Consider the following 15,369-nt stretch of genomic DNA (forward strand, 5'->3'; position numbering starts at 1 on the left):
GTGGCGCTTGACCTGACGCCCGTCAAAGGGGGCGGGCAGCACCGGCTGCGCCTTGCCCTGACCATGGCATGGCGGGACATTCGCCGCCACAAGGGGCGTTCGGCATTGATTGTTACTCTGATCGCGCTGCCCATCGTTGCCATGTCCTTCGCAGCCACGGCGGGCATGAGCACTCAGGCCACCCCAGCCGAAACTGTCGCCATGGAGCTGGGCCAGACCCAAGGGCGTTTGACAGACATGGGTGCCCAGAACTCCACGTCAGTGCAATCCGTTCAGGGTGACCTGAGCTTCGGGCTGGGTGCCCCCGGGGTTGGGCCCGACCCCGCCTTCGCGGCGACTGCCCCCGTAGATGCCGTACCGGCTGGCTTCACCACCATCCTTTGGCAGACAGCAACCGTCCACACGCCTGTGGGCAAGGCTCAGGTGCAGGTGCCCATCACCGTCACCGATGTTCTCAACCCCGCCTTCACGGGCAAGTACACGCTGCTCGACGGCGTGGCACCAGCCTCCGATCGTCAAGCACTGGCAAGTCGCGGCCTCATGGAGCGATTCGGATTGAAGCTTGGCGAGGAATTGACGACGTCGGCCGGCACCTTTGAGATTGTCGGCACCATCCGCCCCGAGCGCCAGGGTGACGGGGAGTCGTACCTATTCCTGAGCCCAAAGCAGATCCCGGCAGCGCTAGCGGCGGAGCTGAGCCCCGCCGTCGTTTATCTTGCGGGGGACAAGTCGTTGAAATGGGCCGATGCCAAGGCCTTCAACGCTAAGGGCATCACTCTGACATCCCGCAGTCTTCTTCTGGACCCGCCCAACAAGGCGGAGCTGGGAGCCGATGCCGGGAGCATGAATGGTGACTGGCGGCAGGGCAACATGGTCACCACAATTCTGGCAGCTTCTCTCATCGGAGTCCTGGCCCTCATGGAAGTGGGGCTGCTGGCCGGCGCCGCCTTTGCGGTAGGGGCCAGAAAGCAGCAGCGCGACCTCGCCTTGCTTGCCGCATCGGGTGCGGAAAGCTCCATGGTGCGGACAACCGTTACGGCCAGCGGTTTGTGGTTGGGCTTGGCCGGCGGCATGGTGGGGGCCGTGCTGGGCAGCATTGCCGCAGCAGTGCTGGTGTTGGTGGTCCGGGGGCAGGGCAGCGCCATGTTCCCTGGCTTGCACGTCACGTGGCTGCCGGCCCTTGGCCTAGTCCTCCTGGGAGTTGTGGCAGGCCTTGTTGCGGCCATGGTGCCCGCCCGCGCCGTTGCCAGGCAAGCCACGCTGTCAGCGCTAAAATCTGGGCGGACGGCCGAGCTGCCGTCCAAGTGGACCAAGTGGGTTGGCCTGGGCTTCTTGGGGTTGGCGGCCGTGGTCATGGGAGCCGGGGCTGTAGTGAGCTTCACGGTGAGGGGGCAGGTCGACTCCTATGTGTGGTTGCCGCTCAGCTCAGGCCTCATCATTGGCGGTGCCGTGGCGCTGGTTGTTGGCCTGATTTGCTTGACGGGAAGCATCGTTGCGTTACTTACGGCCAGGACGTCCTGGCTGCCCGTTCCACTGAGACTGGCTGCCCGGGATTCGGCCCGCAACCGTGGACGCACGGTTCCGGCCGTCGCCGCAGTGCTGGCGGCAGCCACGCTGTCAGGGGCACTCATGGTGGGCACCGCCAGTGCCATGCAGGACAGCAGCAATAACCACCAGTGGCAGTACAACCTGAACCAAACCGGCGTGCCGCTGGAATTTGTGAAAGCCAAAATCACAGACATGGGCGGTGGGGCGCAGCGGTGGGAATCACAGGGACTGGCCACCGTGAACTCCAAGGAAGCCACCAACCTCATGGTTGATGCCCTGGGCCCCGCCATCACAACCCACGTCTTGCGGGGCACGCCCGCAAACACCCAGTGCGAGTTGGACCAACAGGAACTCGCCATGGAAAACAACTCCGGGCACGAGCTGCCCAATGCCGCACCATGCCCCAAGTGGGCGCTCGCGGAACCTGCAACAAACCGCTGCGAAGTGGCGTCGGACAGGAAACCAGCAGATCTCGTTGACTGGCGTTGCACCGGGGCCATGGGCAACAGCAGCTATGGCAGCAACATCCCCGCCATTGTCGCCGGAGGGGAAAAAGAACTAGCTGCCTTGTTGGGGCGGGCGCCCAGCGCCGATGCCCTGCAGACATTGCGGAGTGGCGGCATGGTCATCACCAACAAGGTCTATCTACAGCAAGACGGCACCGCGAAGGTCATCACCTTTGATCCATCGTCGCCCGGGAACCGCGACCAAGATGTTCCCGGCACTCCCGGCAGGCAGTACATGCGACCACTCGTGACACCACTGAGTTCGCGGTCGCTGCCGGCGGTAGTGGAAGCGCCGGAGAAGAACCTTAACTTCTACGGTGTCGTTTCGCCTGAAACGGCGGCGGCCATGGACATGCCTGTGAGTGACCAGACCCTGTTGGTCACGGCACCCAAGAGCCTTAGCCAGGCGGAAACGGACCAGGTCCAATCCGCCATGGCTCCAATTTTGGGCCAGTACAACAGTGTCTTCTTTGAAAAGGGTCCCGCCGGCAACATAGCGAGCATCCTCTGGCTCATTGTTGCTGGCGGGGCCCTCATCACGCTCAGCGCAGCCGGCATTACCGCCGGTCTGGCGCTCGCCGACGGCCGTAATGACCATGCGACCCTGGCCAGCATTGGGGCAGACACGCAGCTGCGCAAGGCCATCTCTGGTTCGCAAACGCTGATGACCGCCATGCTGGGGACAGTATTGGGCGTCTTTGCCGGGGCGGTGCCAACTATTGTGGTGTTGTCCTTGCAGCGTGGCTTCCCCATCGTCATCCCCTGGCTGCAAATAGCTGCGTTGATGATCTTGGTCCCGCTGTTCGGTGCAGCCGCCGCGTGGCTCCTCACCAAGGGCAAACTGCCCATGACGCGGAGGCAAACCCTGGTCTGAGCCACCGAACGAGGGACTTCCGAGCAAAATGTCGCCGTTTGACGGAATTGCCGTTCGTCGCGTCAACGCTACCTTTGACAGATTTTCATGCATGATCCGCAGCACACCGCCCGTGTGCTGCGGGTCATACTGCTACCGTCAAGTGGCCATATTTAAGTCTTAGCGTAGGGAAAATCATGACACTGCCGTCACAGAGGGCCGCCGATCCGGGCGATATTCTCGTTCAGGATCCAGAGTTGCCGCCCGTGGCAGTTGATCTTGACGCTGAGGCGGAAAAGCAAAAGTGGACGCCGCTGAAGATTGCCCTTTGGGCTGCCATCGCGCTTCTGGGCGGTGTCGCGTGGGTTGTTTTGGCGGTGGTTCGCGGAGAATCCGTCAACGCCATCTGGTTTGTCTTCGCCGCAGTGTGCACCTACCTGATCGGCTACCGTTTTTACTCCAAGGTCATTGAAAAGTACCTGATCCGGCCCAATGACTTGCGGGCCACCCCGGCCGAATACAAGGCTGACGGCAAGGACTTTGTCCCCACGGACCGCAACGTGCTCTTTGGCCACCACTTTGCCGCCATTGCCGGCGCAGGTCCCTTGGTGGGTCCCATCCTGGCAGCCCAGATGGGTTACCTGCCAGGCACCATCTGGATCATTGTCGGCGTCGTCCTTGCCGGCGCCGTGCAGGACTACCTTGTTCTCTTCTTCTCCATGCGCCGCGGCGGCCGTTCCCTGGGCCAGATGGCCCGCGAAGAGCTCGGCGTCATCGGCGGCACTGCCGCACTCATCGCCACGTTGCTGATCATGATCATCATTGTGGCCATCCTGGCGCTGGTGGTTGTCAATGCCCTGGGTGAATCCCCGTGGGGCGTGTTCTCGGTGTCCATGACCATCCCGATCGCCTTGTTCATGGGCGTATACCTGCGCTACCTGCGCCCCGGCAAGGTCATGGAAGTGTCCTTGATCGGCGTGGTGTTGCTGCTGGCAGCCATTGTGGGCGGCGGCATGGTTGCTGCCACCGAGTGGGGCGCGGCGACCTTCCACCTGGACAGGACCACACTGGCATGGGCCGTCATCATCTACGGGTTCATTGCCGCAATCCTGCCCGTCTGGCTGCTGCTGGCACCGCGCGACTACCTTTCCACCTTCATGAAGATCGGCACCATCGTGATGCTGGCCGGCTCCATTGTGCTGGTCCGCCCCGAAATCAACGTCCCCGCATTCAGCGAGTTCGCTGGCCGCTCGGACGGTCCGGTGTTCTCCGGATCCTTGTTCCCGTTCCTATTTGTCACCATCGCCTGCGGCGCCCTGTCCGGTTTCCACGCGTTGATTGCCTCAGGCACCACGCCCAAACTGATCGAAAAAGAGCGCCAAGCCCGCTACATCGGTTACGGCGGCATGCTCATGGAATCCTTCGTGGCCATTATGGCGCTGGTGGCTGCACTGTCGATCGACCGTGGCATCTACTTCGCCATGAACTCCTCCTCTGGAGCCACCGGCGGGACCATTGAGGGTGCGGCCGCGTTTGTGAACTCCCTGGGTCTCACGGGCGTCAGCGTTGACGCCGCCACGCTAGCCCAAACCGCGTCCGACGTCGGCGAGGAGTCCATCGTGTCCCGCACCGGCGGCGCACCAACACTGGCAGTGGGGCTGGCCCACATCATGCAGCAGGTGGCCGGCGGCAAGGCCATGATGAGCTTCTGGTACCACTTCGCCATCATGTTTGAGGCACTGTTCATCCTGACAGCCGTGGATGCCGGAACCCGCGTGGCCCGCTTCATGCTCCAGGATTCCATTGGTAACTTCATCCCCAAGTTCAAGGACACGTCCTGGCGGCTGGGCTCGTGGATCACCACGGGCATCATGGTGGCCGGCTGGGGCGCCATCCTGATCATGGGCGTGACCGATCCGCTCGGCGGCATCAACACCTTGTTCCCGCTGTTCGGCATCGCCAACCAGCTCCTGGCCGCCATTGCGCTGGCCGTTTGCCTGACCATCGTTTCCAAGAACACGCGCATCAAGTACCTGTGGATGGTGGCGCTGCCGCTGGTCTTTGTCACAGTTGTGACAGTGGTGGCTTCCTTCCAGAAGATCTTCTCCACGGTCCCCGCCGTGGGCTACTGGGCGCAACACCTGGCATTCAAGCAGGCTCTGGCGGATGGAAAGACCACGTTCGGCAACGCCAAGACCGTGGAAGCCATGGAAGCCGTGGTCCGCAACTCGGCAGTTCAGGGCACCTTGTCCATCATCTTTGTGGTGCTGTCCATCATTGTGATTACGACGGCGGTCAGGGTCGCCATCCGCTCCATCCAGGCAGGCGGCGGAGTCAGCAAGGAAGACCCGGCCGTTGCATCGCGCATTTTCGCGCCGGCCTCCATGGCAGCCACAGCCACGGAAAAGGCCATCCTGAAGGAATGGGCCGAATCGGGCAAGCAACCGGTGCGGTCCGGGCACTAGCTGTGGATTCGCTGCGCCGGGCTGGCGGTGCCTTGGGCGCCGTCGGCAAGTACCTCAAGGGGGTCCTGGGGGAGGACAGCTATGAGAAGTACCTTGACCACCACGGGGCCACCGGATGCGCCACAGAACCCATGACGCTCAAGGAGTTCTGGCGCGACAAAACTGACCGCCAGGACGCAAATCCGGAGGGCCGCTGCTGCTAACGCGGCGATCCCTGCCGCCGACGGCGTGCCAAAGTGGCGGGGGTGGGTGAAATTTCATGCGCCCCCGCCACTTTGGCACGGCCTCGGGGAATGGTGGGGCTGTTCCTGGTTTCGTGTTCCGAGGGGAGGGCCCGGGACGGAACCGGCGCCTCCGTGAGAGACTTTCACTATGACTGACAAGGCGCACACACAGGCTAAAGGTTTGGCCGCGGAGGGGAAGATCATGGACAGCATTGCACCCTCCCTGGCGGGAGGACCAGCAGGAGGACCAACGCGCTCGGGAATGCCGGATGAGTCGCTCGGCAAACCCGTGAGCGTCGCCGACATGGTTGACCAGCCAGCCAAGGTGATGCGCATTGGCACCATGGTCAAACAACTGCTGGACGAAGTGAAAAGCGCGCCGCTCGATGATGCCGCCCGGACCCGGCTCGCTGAAATCCATGAGCGGTCCATCACCGAACTCGAGGACGGCCTGGCCCCGGAACTCGTAGCCGAACTGCACCGGCTGAGCCTGCCGTTTACCGATGAAAAGGCGCCCTCGGACGCAGAACTTCGCATTGCCCAAGCGCAGTTGGTGGGGTGGTTGGAGGGTTTGTTCCACGGCATCCAGACAGCCTTGGCGGCCCAGTCCATGGCGAACCAGCAACTTGCAGCAAGGCTGGCCATGCATCAGCTTGCCCCTGGAACAGTGATTGCCCCGGGTGTTGTGGTGGGTGAAAACGGTGAACCGCGCCGCGCTCCTGCGGGGCAGTCGGGCGTACCCATCGGCGGTTCAGGCAGTGAGCCAGCATCTGGCGATTCGGATTCCGGTGGCCCCGGACAATACCTCTGACGCGCATGCTCAAGGGACTCTTCAGCGTCAACAGGCAGGCCAAGCGCGACGACGCCGACCTCGGCAAGGGTGTGTGGCGCCGCGCCCACGACAGATTCCGTCGCGGCCTTGACCGCTTCCATCAAATGCTTGAGGGATTGGCGGAGGCAGTGCCAGACGCCTCGGCGTCCACGGAAGTGGCCCGGCAATCAGCCCAAAACTATGAGGCCATGGTGCAGTTGGCCAACAGCCTTGCCGAGCTCCTGCCCGAGGTGCGCAGCATTGCCACCCAAGCCCAAACCGTGGGGCCCAGCGAAGGGATGGAGATCCCCGCAGGCAGCGGCGGGTACCTCAACGACGTCCACCGTGAACTCTCACGTGCCGGCAATGCCCTGGCGGCAACAGCTGAAGCGCTGGCGTTGCTCCGGCTCGGCATGGGCGAGCCGTCCGGCGTCGAACGTAAAGCGGTGATCGTGCGCCAACACGTCAGCAGGGCACAGGAACTGCTGGCACGCAAGCAGTCAGGCGGGTAGGTCCCGGGTGGGTCGCTAGGCCCGTTTCTGGGCCCTAGCTTGACTGACTTCGTGGATCAAGTTCTCATTCTTGACGAACCGCTCGCACTCGTCTGCCACCAAAGCGCCCAGCCGGCCGCACTCGGATCCCAGCGAACCGGCAATGTGGGGTGTTAGAAACACATTCGGCAAGGTGTAGAGCGGAGATCCGGGCGCCGGAGGCTCCGGCCACGTCACATCCAACATGGCCGTCAGGTCGGGTCGGACAGCCAAGACATCTATCAGGTCCGATTCGTTTATCAGCGCCCCGCGGGCAGTGTTGATCAGTGTGGCATCCGGTTGCATGGATTCGAGTAGGTCCCTGTTCACCATGCCGCGAGTCGCCGGTAAAAGCGGGCAGTGGATGCTGACCACCTGCGAGCTCGCGAACAATTCCTGAAGGGTGACCAATTCGACGCCGGCCGCTGTTGCCTGTTCGGTTGAAGCGTAGGGGTCGTGGGCCACCACATCGACACTGAAAGCCTGAAGGAACCTGGCCACCTGGAGTCCGATCTCCCCCAGTGAGAGCAGGCCAACCCTGCTGCCATAGGTTCCGGCCAGGGGTGGGCGCTGTGCAAGCGCTCCAGCTCGTGCCGTTTCACGAGCAAGGACAGGGGCGCGCTTCAGGCTCAGCAGGATTTGGGCCAGCGTGAACTCGGCGACGGGAATGGCATTCGCTGCAGCGGCTGAAACTATGGGAATTTCCCGGGACCAGAAGTCGTCCGTGACGATTTCTTTGATCGATCCAGCAGCGAGAAGTACGGCCTTCAAGTTGGGGGCTGAGGCCAGGAAATTGGCGTCCAGCCTTGGGGCACCCCAGCTGGTCAGCAGCACGTCGACGTCATTCATAAGGTCGGGGGAAGCAGCCAACTGGCTTCGATTCAGTGGCGGGTGGCAAAAATCAACTGATTCCTCCAGCCGGTCCAGGATATGGCGGGGGTATACATCCGCACGTCGATCGTCATTCATAACCAGCAGTGCACGGAGTTTTTGAGACATGGCAATCCTTCCCGGTCCGATCATTAACATCGGATGTTTGACGTGATTCAGGTCATGCGATAGTTTTGTGGCAACCGCTTTCCAAGGTTAGCATTTTCGCCCTGTGAACGTCTGAATATTTCCTGTCCGGGGTGGAGTCGTCCATGGCATCGACCGCGCCGTTGCGATCAAGGCTCGACGGGGATTACCGGAGAGCAGTCCCAACGCGGGGCCGGGCAACTAACAGGATCCAAACAATGGTCAACACGATTACGAAGGAGTATTCATGACTATCGCTGCTGAGGGAGCGAACGACGGCAAAGAGGTGCGGAAGAATCCCGAAAAACTCTTGTCTTTCAGGAAACCGGCAGAACAGTGGCTCCATGCCCTGCCTCTTGGAAATGGAAGCCTGGGGGCCATGGTCCATGGTGGGGTGCAGCGTGAGCGCATCGCACTGAACCTGGACACATTTTGGTCTGGGGGGCCCCGGAACCACAATGTCTCCGGTGGTCCGGACATTCTCCGGGCAATGCGAGGACTGATTTTTGACGGCAATGCGGACCCGTCTGGCGTGGATGCCCTCGCCCGGCAGATGCAGGGTCCAGCCACTGAATCATTCCAGCCTTTGGGCGATTTGATTATCGAGCAGCTCGACGCCATGGCAGATGAAACATCCCATGTCTACAGTCGTGAGCTGGATCTTTCCACTGCTGTTGCCACCACACACTTTGCCAGTCAGCAGGGAGGATTCTCCCGGGAAGCATTCTGTCCCCACGCAGATAATGTGCTGGTTGTCCGGCAGGTATCGACCATCAAGGGCGGGTTGAATCTGCGTGTCACGCTTCACAGTGTGCACAAGTCCGTGGCAGCACCTGATGGAGGCAGGTCTCCGCGTCCGCTGGAGCAAACCATGGGCCTGTCGGGACGCGCTCCGGATTCCATTCCCGGTATGGGCTCCGACGTCGATGCAGGCGTTTCGTACAGTCAGCAACAGGGCATGCTGTTCGACCTTGCCGCACTGGTCACTGCAGATCAGGGCGAAGTCTCACTCTGTGCTGACGGGTCGGTGGAAGTCCGGGGGGCGACGACGGTATCAATTCTGCTCAGCGCAGCTGACTCCTACATCGGCTGGTCCTCCGCACCACATGAACGGCTTGACGATCTTCGCGCTTCAAATCTGGCGATCCTGGCTGCCGCGGCCGAATTGGACCATGAAGCATTGTTGGCCCGCCACCGGGACGACAACTCAAAACTGTTCAATCGTGTTGAGTTGGACCTTGGCGGTACCGCTTCGGAGAACGCATCGCCCACGGATGAACGGCTCGTGGGCCTGAGAGCCGGATCAACGGATGCCGGCCTCGCCGAACTGCTGTTCAACTTTGGCAGGTACCTTCTAATCGCCTCCTCCAGGCCAGGAACCAAACCTGCGAACTTGCAGGGAATATGGAACGCGGACGTCCGTCCGCCTTGGCGCTCGAATTGGACCGCCAATATCAACGTGCAGATGAACTACTGGGCTGCCGAGACAACGGGGCTGGCGGAGTGCCACGAACCGCTGCTCGAATTTATCGCCGAGCTTGCAGAATCCGGCAGCCACACAGCGACGGAACTCTACGGCGCTGGCGGTTGGACCTCCCACCACAATCTCGACATTTGGGGAACCACATGGCCTGTAGGTGGGGGTGACGGCAAGCCGCGGTGGTCCATGTGGCCCCTCTCGGCGGCCTGGCTGTGCCGCCACCTCGTTGACCACAATGATTTTTCCCCGGACCCGGCATTTCGTCGGCGGGCGTGGCCGGTGATTCGAGGAGCCGCGGAGTTCCTGCTCGACTTCCTTGTGACAGATCCGCGGCCGACAGCGGCCCCCGGCACCCTGGTAACGGCGCCCTCCACGTCACCGGAGGCCTCATTCATTGGGCCGGACGGTCAAGTGATGGCCCTGGGGGTCATGACCACCATGGACAACTGGCTGATCAGGGAGCTGTTCGGCTCCTGCCTCCGCCTCGCAGCCACTGATGCGCAGTGTGCGGCGTTGGCCCCGGACGGATTTTCCAGCCGCCTCGCAGAGGCCCTGGACAGGTTGCCGGACATTGGGTTGCTGGAGGGTGGTGGCATCAATGAATGGGAGAGCAAGTATCAGGATGAGGACCCCGGCCACCGTCACCTGTCCCATCTTTATGGACTGTACCCCTCCAACCTGGTGGATCTCCATCAGACTCCACGCATGGCCGAAGAGGCTCGACTGGCACTTGAGCGCCGACTCAAGTCAGGCGGTGGCGGAACGGGATGGAGCCAGGCGTGGGTCGCGTGCCTGTGGGCGAGGCTCGGCGACGGATCGGCAGCTTTACGAAGCATCAACTCGCTCCTGAGCGACTCCGTGGCCGACAATTTGCTGGACCTCCACCCGCCCCGGATCTTCCAGATCGATGGAAACTTTGGAGTTGCCGCTGCCATGGCCGAAATGTTGTTGCAGAGCCACAGTGGGGAAGTAAAAATACTCCCGGCCCTCCCGCCGGAATGGCCGCGGGGAAGCGTCCGCGGATTACGAGCCCGAAACGGCCTGGTTGCAGCCATTGGCTGGGCGGACGGCGTGGTTTCCTTCGTTGAGCTCGAGGGCAGGCCCCTGCAAGTGGTCCGGTTGCGACTGCCCACCCTCTCGGCCCAAGCCTTGAACCTGGACGTAGTGCACACCATTCAAATTCCGGAATCCGGAAAATACCGTTTGAATCCATGCCGTCCTGCTGCGACGGCCCTCAATCACGAGGCACTGGCACATTGATGGAACATCCACTCGAAAGGAATTGTCCATGAGCTTGACCAAAATTCGCCCATCGCCGCCGCCTCTGGAAGCAAGGAAAGACCTGCCTATCAGGCCCAAGCTCTCGTTGTGGTCACGGATCAAGCGCGATAAACTCCTACTTTTCTTTGCTTTGCCAGGCATAGCGTTGCTGTTGACCTTCCAATACATTCCGCTGCTCGGAAATGTGATTGCATTCCAGGACTACCAACCGTTCCTGGGGATCATGCACTCGCGATGGTCAGGCTTCGACAATTTTTCCGTCATTTTCAACGGTGACCCGGCATTTCTCAACGCCCTCAAGAACACGCTGATCATCACGGCCCTGCAAGCGGTCTTCGTTTTTCCGGCGCCAATCCTGATCGCTCTTCTGCTGAACAGCCTGCTGTCGAATAGAATCCGGCAAATTGTCCAATCCATCCTGTACCTTCCGCATTTTCTCTCGTGGGTCATTGTTGTTGCTGTCTTCCAGCAGATCCTGGGCGGCTCCGGCATGATCAACAATTACTTGCGGGCAAACGGCCATGACCCCATCTCCATTATTGGAAATTCGGAACTGTTCACCACTGTGATCACGAGCCAGGTTATTTGGAAAGACACGGGTTGGGCAACGATTCTCTTTCTGGCAGCGCTCGCCCAAATTGACCGCTCCCTTTATGAGGCATCGGCCGTCGATGGTGCCAGCCGCTGGATGCAGACCTGGCACATAACCCTGCCCGGGTTGCGTTCCATTATCATCCTGCTCTTTATTTTGAAGCTGGGGGACTCCCTCACCGTCGGTTTCGAACAATTGGTCCTCCAACAGCAGGCGGTGGGGCTGGGCGTGTCAGAAGTCTTGGACACCTATGTATTCAACAACGGCATTATCGGCGGAGCGTGGGGAGTCGCAGCCGCCGTCGGGCTCGTCAAGGGCGTTGTCGGTGTGGTCCTGGTCCTTTTGGCCAACAAACTAGCCCATTTCTTCGGCGAAGAAGGAGTTTACAAATCATGAGCCGGAAAATTATTGACGGAATGCCCGCGCCCGCCATGGGGACAAGGCTACTCAAGGGGTTCATCCTTCTCCTTATCTGCGCCGTGGTCATCGTCCCGTTCATTGGCATCATCTCGACGTCAGTGGCCTCACCGGAGCAAGTGAATAAGGCCGGTGGATTTGTCCTATTCCCGGACTCGGTGCAGTGGTCAGCCTATGCGTCCGTCCTCTCCGGGGGAGTGGTCACCCGCTCCTTGTTTGTCAGTGCAGGCATTACCGTTGTTGGAACGCTTCTCAGCCTCACAGTCACCAGCATGCTGGGCTGGGCACTGAGCCGGCGCAGCATGGTGGGCAACAAGTTCATGATCATGCTGGTCCTGTTCAGTCTGCTCTTCACCCCCGGGATGATCCCCACCTACCTGATGGTCAAGCAGCTTGGAATGCTCGATTCCTACTGGGCCCTGATTGTTCCCACCATGGTTAGCGGCTTCAACGTCATTGTCATGCGTTCCTTCTTCTCAGGTATTCCCGCTGAACTTATTGATGCCGCGAGGATGGACGGTGCCGGCGAGTGGCAAATCTTCCGACGGATCGCGTTGCCTCTCTCAAAGGCAGTTATGGCGGTCATTGGCCTGTTCTACGCCGTTGGATATTGGAACTCCTTCTTCAACGCCATGCTGTACCTCAGCGATTCTGCAAAGTGGCCGTTGCAGCTTGTCTTGCGGACGTACGTGGTCAACGGCACCCAACTCGGCGAAGCCGATCTGGGAGCCCTGGACGCGGTGCTTCCGCCGGAGCCATCAATTCAAATGGCCATCCTCGTCATTGCGATTGTGCCCATTCTGCTCGTGTACCCGTTCCTGCAAAAGCACTTTGCCAAGGGCGTGATGACTGGCGCCGTCAAGGGCTAGCCAGTCGCTGATTGCCAATAATTGACTTTGAATCCACCAGAGAGATGAAACCATGAAAACTTTCCAAAAATCAGAACTGTCACGCCGCGGAATTCTTCGAGGAACCCTCGCCATGGGTGTAATCGCCGCATTTGGCGCACCGCTTCTCACCGCGTGTGGTGACGGCGGCATACCTGCCGGAGCCAATGCGGGCAACGCCTCGCTCCCGACTTTCGTTAAATTCCCTGGTGTCACTGCCGACCTGCCCGGCACCAATGCAGGCGTCACCGATGGGTATTTCACCTACCCGGCCAACCCGCCGAAAACTACCACAGGGATTCCCGGTGACGGCAAGCCCATCACCGTCATGATGCCCGCGGCCGGCGCCATCCCACCGGCCCCGGACCAGAACGCCTACGCGCAGGAGCTGAACAAGAGGTTGGGTTCCGAGCTGAAAGTGGCGTGGACACCCTCTGCCGACTGGTCCCAGAAGCTGGCCACGACCATTGCCGGCGATCAGCTTCCGGACGTCTTCAATCTGTTGAATGAAACTCCCGACTTTCCTTCGATGCTGGAGGCCAAGGCCCTGGACCTGACGCCGTATCTGGCCGGCGACGCCATCAAGAAGTATCCCGCGCTGGCCAACATCCCCACGGAAAGCTGGCGTGGGGCAGTCTTTAACGGCAAGATTTTTGGCCTGCCGATTCCCCGCGGAATAACCACATCCCGAATCCTCTACCGCAGGGAGGACATTCTTGAGCAGTTGGGGGCCACCGCCGTGCCGACCAGCTTTGCCGAATTCCTCGAACTCTGTGAAACAGTGACCGAACCCTCCAAGAACCGCTGGGCCCTTGCCAGTCTTCCCATGACGTTCGTTCAGGAAATGTACCAGCTGCCCAACAACTGGTCTGAACACGACGGGGCCTTCAGTCATCTTTTCGAACATGAAAACATGAAGGCAGCACTGGAAGCAGGCCGCCAGCTCGTTGCTGCAAAAGTTGTCAACCCTGACGCGTTCGCATCGGCGCAGGCGCAATACAAAAAATGGTTTGACGCTGGCACGGCTGTCATGGTTGAAGACAGCTTGAGCGCTTGGCAGGGATTCCAGCGCCGAGGCGTCGCCATTCCGGGGTTCAAGATGGCCGCGTACCCGGCACCCGGTGCTGACGGTGGAAGTGGCAGCTTTTGGCTCGGAGATCCCAACCACTCCATCAGCGCCATCAACAAAAAGTCCAAGGACAGGGTGGAAACCATTCTGAACGTTTTCAACTGGCTGGCATCACCGTTTGGCACCGAAGAAGACATGCTCAGGCAGTATGGCGTTGAGGGGCTCGACTATGAGCTGGATGGGAGCGACCCCATTTTGACGGACCAGGGCACCCTTGAAATCAAGGCAAATCCCGTCTACCTCACCGGGTCACCAGCAACGCTGTACATCTCACAGGGTGAGGACGCAGTACGGGCCCGCCATGACGCGGAGGAAGCCCTGGTGCCCCTGGCCGTCAAGGACGCCAGCAACGGGTTGTACTCTGCGACCGCATCACGTACCGGGGCGCAACAGCTCAAGTCGATGGAGGCACTGCAAAATGACATTGTTCAGGGCCGTAAGCCGGTATCCGCTTGGGATGCAGGAGTGAAGGACTGGCAGGGCAAAGCCGGTGACAAAATGCGTTCAGAGTATGAAGAGGCGTTTGCCCAACTCAAAAACGCCTGACCCCATCCCACCATGGCCGGATCCCAATGAGCAGGCCGTGCGCCTATAAATGGCTGGAACAACTTGACACGGAACGGTCCGCGCACCTGAGTTCTCTGCGCGCGGACCGTCCGCCTAGTGAAACGAAGGCCTGCCACCGTACCCGTCCGGACGCATCGAAAAGAGCACACCATGAAATTCTCAGTATTCACCGCTTCAACTCCGGAATGGACGCCGGAGGAGGCTGCAGCAACCCTCGCCGCGCAAGGGTGGGACGGGATTGAATGGCGAATCACCGATCAGGAACCAGCCGCTGAACCAGGATTCTGGGCCGGTAATAGGTCCACGTGGGCCCTCACCGGGCTGGAAAAGGTTCTGGCGCGAATCGCGGCCGTCACCTCAGCAGCCGGCCTCGAGTACTCCGGTATCGGCGGATACGTGCGGTGTGACAACCATGATGACGTTGAGCGCATCCTGGCGGCGACGGCTCACCTGGGTGCCGGACAAGTCCGTATTGTGGTGTTGCCATTGGGCGCCTCTGCCATGGGCGGAGAGCCCACCGGGCGTGATTACCGGGACCTTTTTGCGGAAACTCGGGAGCACTTTGCCTGGGTTGCCGAACGGTCTTCGTTCCATGGCGTGAAGGCCCTGGTTGAGCTCCACCACCAGACGGTGACATCATCGCCGTCGTCCGCCTTGCGCTTGCTGGAAGGGCTGGACCCGAACCATGTTGGCGTCATCCATGATCTGGGAAACCTCGTCGTCGAAGGTGGTGAAGAAAGCCTGGCAGGGCTGCAACTTTTGGGGGACTACCTCGCCCATGTCCACGTCAAAAACGCTGCGTGGCGTCAACTCCCTGGCACGGGTGCGGAATCCGCTTGGAAACACGAGTGGTCAACCCTGCGAGGTGGAATCGCCGACGTGCCACGGTATTTCGGGGCTCTGGCTGCCGTTGGCTATGACGGCTGGGTGACAGTGGAGGACTTCTCCACCGAATTGCCCCTCGCAGAACGTACCGCCGACAATCTCACCTATCTCCGGTCTCTCGTGCAACCGTGTTAGTCGAGGTGTGTCCGCTGGCGTTGCTGCGGCTCGGCATGGGTG

At 60.8% G+C, this 15,369-nt stretch carries 11 protein-coding genes; 10 read left to right on the top strand and 1 reads right to left on the bottom strand.

Translation table 11 applies throughout. The features are described 5' to 3' along the window. The 5 genes from CVS28_RS01905 to CVS28_RS01925 all read left to right on the top strand — a co-directional run bounded on the left by CVS28_RS01905 (position 1) and on the right by CVS28_RS01925 (position 6,919). Positions 1-2,928: an FtsX-like permease family protein gene (locus CVS28_RS01905; RefSeq protein ID WP_103480440.1), complete on the top strand. Its 2,928-nt coding sequence runs from the start codon at positions 1-3 to the stop codon at positions 2,926-2,928. Between the two features lie 176 nt (positions 2,929-3,104). After that, positions 3,105-5,372, top strand: coding sequence for a carbon starvation CstA family protein (locus CVS28_RS01910; RefSeq protein ID WP_103480441.1), 2,268 nt, complete (start codon positions 3,105-3,107; stop codon positions 5,370-5,372). Then, positions 5,330-5,575 (top strand): YbdD/YjiX family protein, encoded by a 246-nt coding sequence (locus CVS28_RS01915; RefSeq protein WP_103464069.1) that lies wholly within the window; start codon positions 5,330-5,332, stop codon positions 5,573-5,575. The genes CVS28_RS01910 and CVS28_RS01915 overlap by 43 nt, the downstream gene beginning before the upstream one ends. 169 nt (positions 5,576-5,744) lie before the next feature. Next, complete coding sequence (locus tag CVS28_RS01920) at positions 5,745-6,407, top strand: bacterial proteasome activator family protein (protein ID WP_103480442.1); 663 nt, start codon at positions 5,745-5,747, stop codon at positions 6,405-6,407. Between the two features lie 5 nt (positions 6,408-6,412). After that, on the top strand, positions 6,413-6,919 hold the full coding sequence (locus tag CVS28_RS01925) for a hypothetical protein (RefSeq protein WP_103464071.1): 507 nt from the start codon (positions 6,413-6,415) through the stop codon (positions 6,917-6,919). Between the two features lie 15 nt (positions 6,920-6,934). On the opposite strand, the gene CVS28_RS01930 is transcribed toward CVS28_RS01925, so the two are convergent. Beyond that, positions 6,935-7,936, bottom strand: a complete 1,002-nt coding sequence (locus tag CVS28_RS01930; protein ID WP_103480443.1) for a hydroxyacid dehydrogenase — start codon at positions 7,934-7,936, stop codon at positions 6,935-6,937. 265 nt (positions 7,937-8,201) lie between these two features. Here CVS28_RS01930 and CVS28_RS01935 point away from each other — a divergent pair, with 265 nt between their 5' ends. The 5 genes from CVS28_RS01935 to CVS28_RS01955 all read left to right on the top strand — a co-directional run bounded on the left by CVS28_RS01935 (position 8,202) and on the right by CVS28_RS01955 (position 15,327). Beyond that, a complete protein-coding gene (locus CVS28_RS01935; protein ID WP_103480444.1) occupies positions 8,202-10,694 on the top strand; it encodes a glycoside hydrolase family 95 protein in 2,493 nt (830 codons plus the stop codon). Positions 10,695-10,722: 28 nt separating this feature from the next. Next, the gene (locus tag CVS28_RS01940) at positions 10,723-11,703 is read left to right on the top strand and encodes an ABC transporter permease (protein ID WP_103464074.1); all 981 of its coding nucleotides are present in this window, start codon (positions 10,723-10,725) and stop codon (positions 11,701-11,703) included. Then, positions 11,700-12,593, top strand: a complete 894-nt coding sequence (locus tag CVS28_RS01945) for a carbohydrate ABC transporter permease (protein WP_103464075.1) — start codon at positions 11,700-11,702, stop codon at positions 12,591-12,593. The genes CVS28_RS01940 and CVS28_RS01945 overlap by 4 nt, the downstream gene beginning before the upstream one ends. 52 nt (positions 12,594-12,645) lie before the next feature. Beyond that, positions 12,646-14,286, top strand: coding sequence for an extracellular solute-binding protein (locus tag CVS28_RS01950; RefSeq protein ID WP_103480445.1), 1,641 nt, complete (start codon positions 12,646-12,648; stop codon positions 14,284-14,286). Between the two features lie 171 nt (positions 14,287-14,457). Continuing rightward, on the top strand, positions 14,458-15,327 hold the full coding sequence (locus CVS28_RS01955) for a sugar phosphate isomerase/epimerase family protein (protein ID WP_103480446.1): 870 nt from the start codon (positions 14,458-14,460) through the stop codon (positions 15,325-15,327). Positions 15,328-15,369: the final 42 nt, after the last annotated feature.

It is taken from the genome of Arthrobacter glacialis, from assembly GCF_002909415.1.
Classification (GTDB): Bacteria; Actinomycetota; Actinomycetes; order Actinomycetales; family Micrococcaceae; genus Specibacter; species Specibacter glacialis.

Excerpts from the sequence above, each read along its gene's own strand:
- CVS28_RS01910 (WP_103480441.1), top strand. The coding sequence starts at position 3,105 with ATGACACTGCCGTCACAGAGGGCCGCCGATCCGGGCGATATTCTCGTT.
- CVS28_RS01915 (WP_103464069.1), top strand. The coding sequence starts at position 5,330 with ATGGGCCGAATCGGGCAAGCAACCGGTGCGGTCCGGGCACTAGCTGTG.
- CVS28_RS01920 (WP_103480442.1), top strand. The coding sequence starts at position 5,745 with ATGACTGACAAGGCGCACACACAGGCTAAAGGTTTGGCCGCGGAGGGG.
- CVS28_RS01925 (WP_103464071.1), top strand. The coding sequence starts at position 6,413 with ATGCTCAAGGGACTCTTCAGCGTCAACAGGCAGGCCAAGCGCGACGAC.
- CVS28_RS01930 (WP_103480443.1), bottom strand. The coding sequence starts at position 7,936 with ATGTCTCAAAAACTCCGTGCACTGCTGGTTATGAATGACGATCGACGT.
- CVS28_RS01935 (WP_103480444.1), top strand. The coding sequence starts at position 8,202 with ATGACTATCGCTGCTGAGGGAGCGAACGACGGCAAAGAGGTGCGGAAG.
- CVS28_RS01940 (WP_103464074.1), top strand. The coding sequence starts at position 10,723 with ATGAGCTTGACCAAAATTCGCCCATCGCCGCCGCCTCTGGAAGCAAGG.
- CVS28_RS01945 (WP_103464075.1), top strand. The coding sequence starts at position 11,700 with ATGAGCCGGAAAATTATTGACGGAATGCCCGCGCCCGCCATGGGGACA.
- CVS28_RS01950 (WP_103480445.1), top strand. The coding sequence starts at position 12,646 with ATGAAAACTTTCCAAAAATCAGAACTGTCACGCCGCGGAATTCTTCGA.
- CVS28_RS01955 (WP_103480446.1), top strand. The coding sequence starts at position 14,458 with ATGAAATTCTCAGTATTCACCGCTTCAACTCCGGAATGGACGCCGGAG.